This window comes from Mammaliicoccus sp. JADD-157, assembly GCF_049310805.1.
GTDB classification, from domain to species: domain Bacteria; phylum Bacillota; class Bacilli; order Staphylococcales; family Staphylococcaceae; genus Mammaliicoccus; species Mammaliicoccus lentus.
In genome coordinates, this window is the sequence record NZ_JBMOVZ010000001.1 from 1,204,864 (window position 1) to 1,217,328 (window position 12,465).

Here is a 12,465-nt window from a genome sequence, read left to right on the forward strand (position 1 = left end):
TGCGTGTTACTGTTTCGTCAGGCATGAGCAAATAAACATTACCTTATGGTAAGTTTCTTGCTCATGCCTTTTTTTGTGCTGTAATTTATTGAGTTAAACAATGGGAGGGTTTTACAATGTTTAAGAAATTTTTTGGTCAATTACAACGTATTGGGAAAGCTTTAATGTTACCAGTTGCAATATTACCTGCAGCGGGAATTTTACTTGCGTTTGGTAACGCAATGAAAAACGCTCAATTTATTGAAATTGCACCTTGGTTAAAAACAGATATTATTGTAATGATTGCATCTGTTATGGAGTCTTCAGGTCAAATTATATTTGATAATTTACCTTTACTCTTTGCTATTGGTACTGCTTTAGGTTTAGCTGGAGGAGATGGCGTAGCAGGTTTAGCAGCGTTAGTAGGTTATCTTATTATGAATACTACAATGGGTGTTATAAAAGGCATTACAATAGATAACATATACTCTTATAGTAAAGGGGCTGAAACACTTAGCCAAGCTGCTAGAGAGCCATCACATGCATTAGTTCTAGGTATACCAACACTACAAACAGGGGTATTTGGTGGTATTATAATGGGGGCTTTAGCAGCCTGGTGCTATAACAAATATTTCAACATAAATTTACCACCATTTTTAGGGTTTTTCGCAGGTAAACGATTTGTTCCAATTATTACATCTGTAGTAGCCATCGTTACAGGTATTGTTTTGTCATTTGCTTGGCCACCGATACAAGAAGCTTTAAATAACTTATCTACATTTTTATTAGGTAAAAATTTAGCTTTAACGACATTTATATTTGGAATTATTGAAAGATCTTTAATTCCATTTGGACTACATCATATTTTTTATTCGCCGTTTTGGTTTGAATTCGGAAGTTATGTAAATAAAGCTGGGGAATTAGTACGTGGAGATCAGAGTATATTTATGGCACAAGTTAAAGATAAAGTACCATTTACAGCTGGGGCATTTACTACTGGTAAATATCCATTCATGATGTTTGGTTTACCAGCGGCTGCATATGCAATATATCGTCAAGCTCGTCCAGAACGCAAAAAAGTTGTCGGTGGATTAATGTTGTCTGCAGGGCTTACTTCATTCTTAACGGGTATTACAGAGCCATTAGAATTCTCATTCTTATTCGTTGCACCAGTTTTATATGGAATACATGTTATATTAGCAGGTACTTCATTTTTAGTGATGCATTTATTACATATTCAAATAGGTATGACGTTCTCTGGTGGATTTATTGATTACGTATTATATGGATTATTAAACTGGGATCGCACCAACGCAATATTGGTTATTCCAGTAGGTATCATTTATGCATTAGTTTATTATTTCTTATTTACGTTCGCAATTAAGAAATTCAATTTGAAAACACCGGGAAGAGAAGATAAAGAAACAGAATCACGTAATAGTTCAGTATCAGAATTACCATTTGATGTGTTAGAAGCAATGGGTGGTCAAAATAACATCAAACATTTAGATGCTTGTATTACAAGATTACGTGTAGAAGTTTTAGATAAAACGAAAGTTGATAAATCAGAACTTAGAAGTTTAGGTGCCTCAGGTGTACTTGAAGTAGGTAATAATATTCAAGCGATATTTGGGCCTAAGTCCGATCAAATAAAACATGATATGGGACGTATTATTTCAGGTGAAATTACGAAACCTAGTGAAACGACAGTTACGGAAGAAGGAGATAAAGAAAGTTTAGCTATTTTAGCTGAAGGCGGTGCAACGATTTATTCTCCTATTAAAGGTGAAATCATAGATATTAGTGAAGTGCCAGATAAAGTGTTTTCCGAGAAAATGATGGGTGATGGCATAGCAATTATTCCAGAAACAGGTGAAGTTGTAGCACCATTTGATGGTAAACTAAAAATGACATTCCCTACTAAACACGCTATTGGACTAGAATCAAAAGAAGGTATTGAGCTGTTAATTCATTTTGGTCTAGAAACTGTTCAGTTAGAAGGTCAAGGATTTGAAATATTAGCAGAAGCTGATACTGATATTATTAAAGGCCAACCTCTAATGAAAGTTGATTTAGATTATATTAAAAAACATGCAGATAGCACAGTCACACCAATTGTCGTGACAAATTTAGAAGGTTCAACGTTGGAGATATTAACTAATGGACACATTGACCAAGGAGATAAAATATTTTTAGTGAAATAAAAAGGATAAAGAAATTTGTCTCAGGAGCCCATACTTTGTTACACGTGTTTTCATAAAAAATATTATTGAAAGCGTAATCTTATCGTGCTATAATAAGTCGGTAGATAAAGTGTAGAAAAATATTCAACACTTAAATAATAACTTATAAATTGCGTGTTACTAATACGATTAGGCATGAGCAAATAAAATGTACCCAAGGGTATGTTTATTTGCTCATGCCTTTTTTAGTGCCATAATTTATAAAGTTCAAAATACAGGAGGGTTTTATAATGTTCAAGAAGTTCTTTGGTCAGTTGCAACGTATTGGTAAAGCATTAATGTTACCAGTTGCGATTTTACCAGCAGCAGGGCTGTTGTTAGCTTTTGGGTCAGCTATGCAAACGCCTAACTTAGTTGAAATAATGCCGTTCTTAACAAATGATACGGTTGTTATGATTTCTGATTTAATGCAAAGTGCTGGTAGTATTATATTTGATAATTTACCTATGCTATTCGCTATGGGTGTAGCAATTGGTTTAGCAGGTGGAGACGGTGTTGCAGCTATAGCAGCATTCGTAGGTTACTTAGTTTTAAATATGACTATGGGTCAATATTTAGGTATCACAGCTGATGATATTAATGCTGAGAACCCTGGTAATGCTTTAGTACTTGGTATCCCAACGTTACAAACAGGGGTATTCGGCGGTATCATCATTGGTGCTTTAGCAGCATGGTGTTATAACAAGTTCTATAACATTACGTTACCATCATACTTAGGTTTCTTTGCTGGTAAGCGTTTCGTACCAATCGTAATGGCTGCATCATCATTCCTATTAGCGTTTTTAATGGCTTGGATTTGGCCACACGTTCAATATGGATTAAACGAATTCTCATCTAGTTTAATCGATGCAAATACTGGATTAGCAGTATTCTTATTCGGATTTATTAAACGTCTGTTAATTCCATTCGGTTTACATCATATTTTCCATGCGCCATTCTGGTTTGAGTTTGGATCATATACTACAGCAGCAGGGAAAGTTGTACACGGAGATTTATCAATTTTCCAAGCGCAAATTGCTGATAATGTAAGTTTAACTGCTGGTAAATTTATGCAAGGTGAATTCCCAGTTATGATGTTCGGGTTACCTGCAGCAGCATTAGCAATTTACCATACAGCTAAACCTGAAAACAAGAAAGTAGTTGCTGGTTTAATGGGTTCAGCAGCACTTACATCATTCTTAACAGGTATTACGGAACCATTAGAATTCTCATTCTTATTTGTAGCACCATTATTATTCTTTATTCACGCAATATTAGACGGATTATCATTCTTAATTTTATATTTATTAGATTTACATCTAGGTTATACATTCTCAGGTGGATTCATTGATTTCTTCACATTTGGAATCTTACAAGGTAAAACAGCATGGTGGCTAGTAATCCCAGTTGGTTTAGTATACGCAGTTATTTACTACTTTGTGTTTAGATTCTTTATTTCAAAATTCAATTACAAAACACCTGGTCGAGATGATGCAGAACAAAAAACAACAACTGTATCTAATAGTGAATTACCGTTCTCAGTTTTAGAAGCAATGGGTGGTCAAGATAATATTAAACATTTAGATGCTTGTATTACGAGATTACGTGTAGAAGTTCAAGATAAAGACCAAGTTGATAAATCTGAACTGAAAAGTTTAGGTGCTTCAGGTGTACTTGAAGTAGGTAATAATATTCAAGCAATATTTGGACCTAAATCAGATCAAATTAAACATGACATGGCACGTATTATTTCAGGTGAAATTACGAAACCAAGTGAAACAACAGTTACAGAAGAAGGTAATAAAGAAAATGCTGAAATTCTAGCTGAAGGAGATGCAACAATTTATTCTCCTATTAAAGGTGAAATCATTGATATTAGTGAAGTACCAGATAAAGTGTTCTCTGAAAAAATGATGGGTGACGGCATAGCTATCATTCCAGAAACAGGCGAAGTTGTAGCACCATTTGACGGTAAATTAAAAATGACATTCCCTACAAAGCACGCTATTGGTTTAGAATCAACTGAAGGTGTGGAATTACTAATTCATTTCGGTTTAGAAACTGTTAAATTAGAAGGTCAAGGATTTGAAATATTAGCAGAAGCAGAAACTGATATTATTAAAGGACAACCTTTAATGAAAGTAGATTTAGACTATATTAAAGAGCATGCAGATAGCACAGTAACACCGATTGTTGTAACAAACCTTAATGATTCTAAATTAGAAACATTAGTTAAAGGAAAAGTAGAACAAGGCGATAAAATCTTTATTGTTAAATAGAATATAAAAAGAGAAGGATCTTCAAATAGATTCTTCTCTTTTTTATTTTCATTATGATAAAACATAAAATTATTATGTAAACTATTAATGTAAAATTTTACTGTTAAACTTCGTCGATTAGGGTATAATAGACTATAAATTAATACAAGGAGGGCTATTCTTGGAAAAAGAATCACGAGGTAGAGGTTCGAACGGTAAAGAAACAAGATTTATGAGATTTTTTGGAGGCCGAGATATTTATTTTATTTTAGGTCTGCTTATACTCATTGGTTTAACGGTATTTATATTCCAAAAAGTTTCATTTATTTTCGAACCATTAATCACAGTAACGACAACTTTAATTGGCCCAATTATCGTTGCGTTTATAGCATTTTATTTATTTAACCCATTAGTAAACTTTATGGAAAGAATGAATATTTCACGGTTATGGGGAATCCTTATTTTACTACTTATTATCATTGCAGGTATTACGTTTATAGTTACTTTATTGATTCCAGTCGTACAGCATCAAATAGAAAGTTTTTCAAAAAATTTACCTACTTATATAGATGAGTTTAGCGATAAAATTAAACAGTTATCCAAAAATTCGTTTATAGCGGATTATTACACTCAAGCTCAAAATTGGTTACAACAAAACTTTAGTGATATTCCTAAAAAAATATCAAATTCAGTAGGTAGTTTCGGAGACAAATTCCAATCATTTGTTTCTACTATTACGCATGTAGTTGTTATTATTGCGACATTTCCGTTTGTGTTATTTTTCTTATTGAAAGATGGAGAAAAATTTAGAAACTATTTCATTAGTTTAATGCCTCCTAAATTTAGAAGAGATACACATGATTTAATTGATAAAATGAACCTTCAAGTTGGTTCATATATTCAAGGACAAATGATTGTAGCATTCTGTATTGGTGTATTACTATTTATTGGCTATTCAATCATTGGGCTTGATTACGCATTAACATTAGCAAGCATTGCTGCTGTGACAAGTGTAGTGCCTTATTTAGGGCCTATGATAGCTATTTCACCAGCAATAGTATTGGCAGCGATTGATTCACCATTTATGCTACTTAAACTTGCAATCGTTTGGGCAGCAGTACAATTTTTAGAAGGGCATTTTATTTCGCCAAATATTATGGGTAAAACGATGAAAATTCATCCACTTACAATTATATTTGTATTGTTATGTGCAGGTAATTTAGCTGGCATAATAGGTGTTATTCTAGGAATTCCAGCATATGCTATTATTAAAGTAGCTGTAACACACGTATTTACTTTATTTAAACGTAGATATAATAAATATTATAAAGATGATTCAGGACCATATGAAATAGAAGATAATAAGGTAATAAAAGAAAATTAATGATCTTCTACCATAAATCTAATTAAGAATAAATAAGACTAGCAGTGAAGAATTCTAATACAATGGAATTCTTCACTGCTTTTTTATATGTAATAGCTTTGAATCTATATATGAATACAAATTTATTGAATTTTATGGTATTATTTGGTAGAAGAAATGATTAAGAGGTCGAAATATGAAATTATTAAATAGTAAGAGCATTATTTCGTTTTTAAAAATTCCATTTATATGTCTAGTGTTTATAGTCGTCATTTATATTCTACATAATGAAATATCTAAAATTAACTTTAAAAAGACATTTGTGTTATTTAGAGAAATGGATACAATTATATTTGTCGGTATTGTTATTTTAGGTGTACTATCTGTCCTAATATTATCTTTATATGACGTTATGTTAAAGCAATCATTAAAAATTAAACTACCGCTACATAAAATTTTATCAATCAGTTTCATCATTAATACTTTTAATAGCATTTTAGGATTTGGCGGATTAATAGGTGCTGGAATTAGAATTTATTCATATAGAAATGAAGTCCAAGATAGAAAGGTGCTCATCAAGAGTGTGTCTTTATTATTACTTTCTATGTTAAGTGGGCTGAGTTTATTATGTTTATTAATTGTTCTGCATTTATTTAAAGTCGATACATTATTAGATAATATTTCATGGGCTAAAATTGTTTTATACATCGGCAGTGCTTTTTTACCGATATTTATAATCTTTTCAATTTTAAAGCCTTCCACAGAGCAAGATAGATTATTAGGTGTTAAATTCACAATAGTTTCAGCGTTCGAATGGTTAGCAGCGAGCTTTTTACTATATGTTATTTTACAGGCTCTAAATGTTCATGTAGATTATTCACATTTAGTAGGTATATTCGTTATTGCTGCTTTATCAGGACTAATGAGTATGATTCCAGGTGGATTTGGTGCTTTTGATTTAGTAATATTATTAGGCATTAAATCGTTAGGCGTACCAGAAGAACAAGTTCTATTGGCTTTATTACTGTATAGAATTGTTTATTATTTCTTTCCATTTATTATTGCTCTTGGACTGTCTACATTCGAGTTTGGGAGTATTATTAGAAAGTATATCGAAGAAAGCAAATTCTATACGCCTGCGATGGATACAACTTCATTTATTAAAGCTATTCAAAGAGATTTATTGACGAAAATTCCTTCTATCGCATTAGGATTATTAGTCGGAATAACTGGGTTTGTTTTATATTTTAATCATGTATTTATTTTATATGATGCCATATATTCTCATCATTATACGTTTTATTCTATTTTACTAGCTTTACATACCGCTGCAACACTGCTTTTACTTATTTGTTCTAAAGGTGTAATGTCCGGGACAATGCGATCCACATTAATGAGTATTATATCAACTCTAGTATTAATGTTTGTGTCGATTTTAACGAACGGTACAATTATTGCATTTTTATGGTTAGCAATATTATTAATATTGTTATTTATAGGTTATAAGAATGCAAATGTCGTTAAAAAAATCGTTACACCTATAAAAATTTTGCTAAGTGGCTTACTCATTCTTGTCATGTTTATTTTCAACAGAATAATCACAGTGAATTATTTAAATTTATATCCACATGAAGTTACAAAATTTGATAAATATGCCGTATTTAGTCTGTTTATAGTTGTACTCGTACTATTATTACTTCTAGGAACAGTCATAACATTTATACTTTCTAAAAATAATCAAAGAAATTTAACTAAAGGTTTTAATTTTAAAACAATTGAAAATATCATTCAAAAATATGAAGGTTCTTACGTGAGTCATCTAGCATTTACAGGCGATAAACAATTTTTTGTAAACGAAGATGAAGACGTATTTATTATGTATCGTCAAACAATGAATGCCGTCATTGTATTAGGTGATCCTATCGGAAATGAAGATAAATTTTCTGAAGTGTTAACTAAATTTTATGATCAAATGTATTTTTTAGGTAGAGACATCATTTTTTATCAAGTACAAACTAAATTACTTTCTTTATACCATGAATATGGAAATGTATTCTTTAAACTTGGTGAAGAAGCGCTCATTAACCTAGATACATTTACCTTATCTGGTAAAAAGAAAAGAGGTATGCGCGCAACATATAATAAACTTGAAACTGAAGGTTATCGCTTTGAAATTTTAGAGGCACCATATAGTGAAGAAGATATTCAAATGATGAAGACTATAAGTGATAATTGGTTAAATGGTAAAAAAGAAATGAACTTTTCAGTAGGCGCTTTTAATTTAAATTATTTAAATAAAGCTCCAATTGCCGTTATACGTCATGGAGCATACGGTATCGTAGGATTTTGTTCATTAATGTATACAAATTATAATCAGTCAATATCGATTGATTTAATTAGATGGAATAAAGATATTGATATAGCAGTGATGGATGCACTTTATATTCACATGTTGCTTTGGGCTAAAGAACAAGGCTATAAACAATTTAATATGGGTATGGCTACATTATCAAACGTAGGTTATAACAAATATGCATACTTAAGAGAGAAATTTGCTGCTAAAGTTTTTGAAAATATGAACGGTATATATAGCTTCCAAGGTTTAAGAAATTACAAACAAAAATACCACCCAGATTGGGAACCAAGATTTCTAGTCTATAAAAAGTATAGTTCATTATTATGGAATTTAATAAGAGTGAGTTTGACGATAAATTATAAAATAAAAAATAACGATAACACCAAATAGCGAGGTGTTATCGTTATTTTTTAATCTGCACGTGTTTCTTTTATACGTTTAAACCAGCGATATAGAACATATAATACAATAATCGCAATAATGATGATAAATAATTTGGAATATATACCTGCGAATTCAATTATTTTATGCCAATGACTTCCTAATGTCATGCCTAATACAATCAGTAGTATATTCCACATACCAGTACCGATTGCTGTTAATAAAATGAATAAAGGTATATTCATTTTTGTGATTCCTGCAGGTAAAGATATCAAAGTTCTTACTATAGGAATAAATCTTCCGATAAATATAGCCCAATTTCCATACTTATTTAGCCAAGTAATTGTTTTATCTAAATCTTTAGTTTTAATTCCTATGTACTTACCATGCTTATGTATTAAACGATATATACGTTCTTCGCCAATCCAAGCACCGATGCCATATAATACTAACGCACCGAGCACCGCTCCAACAACTGCTAATATACATACGATGACAATACTTAAATTAGATTGTGTTGTCATAAATCCTGCAAATGTTAATACAATTTCAGAAGGGAAGGGATGTATAATATATTCTAAAAATACGAGTATAAAGATACCTACGTATCCATATTGGGTCATAAAATCAGTAATCCATTGTTCCATAATTAACTCCTTATGTAATGATTCATATCAAAAATATAATTAACTTTAAACAGAAAAATAACAGTACAGTATACTATTGTACATACTTTACTGCTATTTAACTAAAGTTATATTTATTTTTTAAAACGACTTCTTTCTAATTGTTCTTCTCGATATCTTTCAGGATTTTTCTTATAAAAATCTTGATGATGATCTTCTGCTTCATAAAATGTTTGATATGGTAATAATTTTGTTACAACTGTTTGATTCTCAGGTAATTTATCTTTTAACTGTGCGATATATTCTTCAGCTAATTTCTTTTGGTCATCATTTGTATAAAAGATAGCTGTTTGATATTGAGAGCCACGATCTTGAAATTGCCCATGAGCATCAGTAGGATCTATAATTGCAAAAAATATTTCTAATAATCTATTGTATGAGAATAATGCAACATCGTATTGGATTTCAACAACTTCTAGATGCCCTGTTTCTCCTGTCTTTACTTCTTCATAAGTAGGATTTTCTGTTGTTCCACCCATGTAACCTGAAGTGACTTTATCAATACCTTCATACTCATCGAATGGTTTAACCATGCACCAAAAGCATCCACCTGCGAAATACGCTTTATTCATATTCATTATAATTTTACCATCCTTTATTCAGTCTCAAGTCTTATTTTCCGATTGTTTCACAATTTTTTCTTGATTTTTAAACCATAAATTGGTTAACTTAGTGTATGATATTAATTATAATATAATTAATATCAATTTTGAAGATAAAAGGTTGGTAACAATGACTTCGCAAAATCAATCAGAAACAGATGACAATCGTCAAACAGATATACCACGAAGAACGAAAAAGCGTAGAATTAAAAAAGGGCCTTTTATTCTTTTAGGTATCATTTTGCTATTAATCGGGTTAGTATTCTATATAACTGCTTCATATAAGTCTGGCTTGAAGGTTTCAACTGAGAATGGTAAGGACCATCAATTACATAAGTTCCATAGTTCTACCAGAAATGATGGTAAGGTTAATGTGCTTGTGTTAGGGGAAGATCGTAAAGTTGATAACTCACAGCCTAGAACCGATTCAATTATGGTTGTTCAATATGATTACTTAAAGAAAGATTTAAAAATCGTTTCGGTCATGAGAGATATTTATTCTGAAATACCTGGTGGTTATCGAAATTACAAAATCAATACTGCATACTCACTTGGTGGACCAGAATTATTGCGCAAAACATTGAAGAAAAACCTTGGTCTTGATCCAGAGTACTATGCCATCATAGACTTTGATGGATTCGAGCAAATGGTTGATGAAATTGCACCAGACGGTGTTCCAATCAATGTTGAAAAGGACATGTCTGAAAAAATTGGTGTTTCTCTGAAAAAAGGTCAACATAACTTAAACGGGAAAGAATTATTAGGTTATGCGCGTTATAGAAATGACGAAGAAGGCGACTTTGGACGAGTAAGAAGACAACAACAAGTTATGACAGGACTGAAATCAGAACTATTAAGTGTAAATTCAGTTCTGAAAGCACCTAAAATTGCTGGTATTGCAAGAGGTTATGTTAATACAAATTTAGATGATCAAACAATTTATAAAACGGGAGCTAGCTTTATAGCTAGAGGCGATAAAGATATTAAGACTTTAACAGTGCCAGTAAAAGGCTCTTATACAAATGAAAATGATATTGAAAATGGTGCTGTTTTAAGTATTGATAAAGAACAGAATAAAAAAGCAATAAAAGAATTTCTTGATGAATAGTAGATGAGTATGGCATATTATCCGTATTCAAAGTGAGAAGGAGCGAGACTACGAAATCTTTAAAAATAAGATTTCTGTCTCGCTCCCTTTTTCTTTAATGTATTTAAAAATTAAGAATCTGATTTACGAACGCCTGCTACACCATAGTGTTCAGGTTTCATTTCTTCAATGATAACGTGTATATTTTCTTTTGGAGCTTTAGCATTCTTATGTACTGCTTCGGTAACATCATTAACTAGACCTCTTAACTGTTCATCTGATCTACCTTCAATTAATTTAACATTTACGATTGGCATTATTTTCTCTCCTCATTATATTGTATATTTGCTGAAGGACCTGTATCACCGCGCCAGTCTTGCTGGCCATCATCTTCAATGAATTCGATATTAACATCCTCAACATGTGATAAGTCTAACAACTTTAATATAATCCGTTTTCTGATATCTGACAACTCTTTTAACGTAAAGTTCTTGTTTAACTCTAATAATGCTTCAATATGCAATGCTTCTCCTTCTTTAATGACAGCTAATCGTTTAATATCAGATACAGCTTTTTCATCTAGAATGATACGTGAAGCATGTATTTCTGATTCGTGATCAGCGATACCAAGAACACCTTGGGCATTTTCAACAAATATAATACCGACAATAATAAACATCATGATACCGATTATGACTGAAGCAATACCTTCAAGCATACCTAAGCCAGTTAATCGAGCAATGATAATGGATAATACAGCGATTATACCGCCACCAGCTGCTACTGTATCTTCCATAAATACAAGTTTTGTAGCGGGCTTTGCTTTGCTGATATTTAAATAACTTTTAGTGAAAGGTGTTAATAAACCTTTGCTGGATTCTCCAGCTTCTTCTAAAATTTCTTTGCCAGCTTTTCTTAACACTGTACCTTCTAAAACAATACCGATAACGAGTACGCCGATATTAATCCAGAAAAATAAAAGTGGGCCATCAGTATCATTAGGATGAATAATATGGTGAAAACCTTCTTTTACTGTTTCGTATGATAGAATCCCAACAATTATAACTGCTATTAAACATACTAGATTAATAAGTCGACCATATCCAAGTGGGAACTTCTCATTAGGACTACGTTTTGAAAAAGCAGAACCGAGAAACACGAATAATTGATTAGCTGCATCCCCAAAGGAATGCATCATTTCAGCAAACATAGCGATGTTGCCTGTAAAAATAAAAGCGAAGAGCTTTAAAAAACCAAGAATGAAGTTAACGATAGCAGCAGATAAAGAAGACATGCTACCTTTTTTAAGAAAATTGAAAAATCTGCTCATAACAAGCTCCTTTGCATATTAAATTTTTATAATGATAACATCTTAATTCCCATAATTTAATATTGCTAATCATTTTAGATGCTTATAATTTTATTATGTAAACTATAAGTGTTGTTTGAAATTTCTTAAGACCATTAGCTAGGGAATGTGTTATACTATAAATGTATAATATTTAAATATGTCATACTATTTGATTACTAT

Annotated in this window: 9 protein-coding genes; 5 read left to right on the top strand and 4 right to left on the bottom strand. The window is 31.5% G+C overall.

All coding sequences use genetic code 11. The features are described from left to right. Window positions 1–116 precede the first annotated feature (116 nt). The 4 genes from ptsG (ACO6VN_RS06090) to mprF all read left to right on the top strand — a co-directional run bounded on the left by ptsG (ACO6VN_RS06090) (window position 117) and on the right by mprF (window position 8,568). Complete coding sequence (gene ptsG / locus ACO6VN_RS06090; RefSeq protein WP_194200197.1) at window positions 117–2,183, top strand: glucose-specific PTS transporter subunit IIBC; 2,067 nt, start codon at window positions 117–119, stop codon at window positions 2,181–2,183. 269 nt (window positions 2,184–2,452) lie between these two features. Then, complete coding sequence (gene ptsG, locus ACO6VN_RS06095; protein WP_194200196.1) at window positions 2,453–4,480, top strand: glucose-specific PTS transporter subunit IIBC; 2,028 nt, start codon at window positions 2,453–2,455, stop codon at window positions 4,478–4,480. A 211-nt stretch (window positions 4,481–4,691) separates the two neighbouring features. Then, window positions 4,692–5,843 (top strand): AI-2E family transporter, encoded by a 1,152-nt coding sequence (locus ACO6VN_RS06100; RefSeq protein ID WP_194200201.1) that lies wholly within the window; start codon window positions 4,692–4,694, stop codon window positions 5,841–5,843. Between the two features lie 175 nt (window positions 5,844–6,018). Further along, window positions 6,019–8,568 (top strand): bifunctional lysylphosphatidylglycerol flippase/synthetase MprF, encoded by a 2,550-nt coding sequence (gene mprF / locus ACO6VN_RS06105; protein WP_194200195.1) that lies wholly within the window; start codon window positions 6,019–6,021, stop codon window positions 8,566–8,568. 20 nt (window positions 8,569–8,588) lie between these two features. Here the strand turns inward: mprF and ACO6VN_RS06110 are convergent, their stop codons facing one another. Then, window positions 8,589–9,206, bottom strand: coding sequence for a DedA family protein (locus ACO6VN_RS06110; protein ID WP_194200194.1), 618 nt, complete (start codon window positions 9,204–9,206; stop codon window positions 8,589–8,591). A 113-nt stretch (window positions 9,207–9,319) separates the two neighbouring features. After that, window positions 9,320–9,823, bottom strand: coding sequence for a peptide-methionine (S)-S-oxide reductase MsrA (msrA, locus tag ACO6VN_RS06115; protein WP_194200193.1), 504 nt, complete (start codon window positions 9,821–9,823; stop codon window positions 9,320–9,322). A 154-nt stretch (window positions 9,824–9,977) separates the two neighbouring features. Between msrA and ACO6VN_RS06120 the strand changes: the two genes are divergently transcribed. Continuing rightward, window positions 9,978–10,955: an LCP family protein gene (locus tag ACO6VN_RS06120; RefSeq protein ID WP_016999572.1), complete on the top strand. Its 978-nt coding sequence runs from the start codon at window positions 9,978–9,980 to the stop codon at window positions 10,953–10,955. Between the two features lie 110 nt (window positions 10,956–11,065). On the opposite strand, the gene ACO6VN_RS06125 is transcribed toward ACO6VN_RS06120, so the two are convergent. Further along, a complete protein-coding gene (locus ACO6VN_RS06125; protein ID WP_016999571.1) occupies window positions 11,066–11,251 on the bottom strand; it encodes a 2-hydroxymuconate tautomerase in 186 nt (61 codons plus the stop codon). Continuing rightward, the gene (locus ACO6VN_RS06130; RefSeq protein ID WP_194200192.1) at window positions 11,251–12,264 is read right to left on the bottom strand and encodes a cation diffusion facilitator family transporter; all 1,014 of its coding nucleotides are present in this window, start codon (window positions 12,262–12,264) and stop codon (window positions 11,251–11,253) included. The genes ACO6VN_RS06125 and ACO6VN_RS06130 overlap by 1 nt, the downstream gene beginning before the upstream one ends. Window positions 12,265–12,465 lie beyond the last annotated feature (201 nt).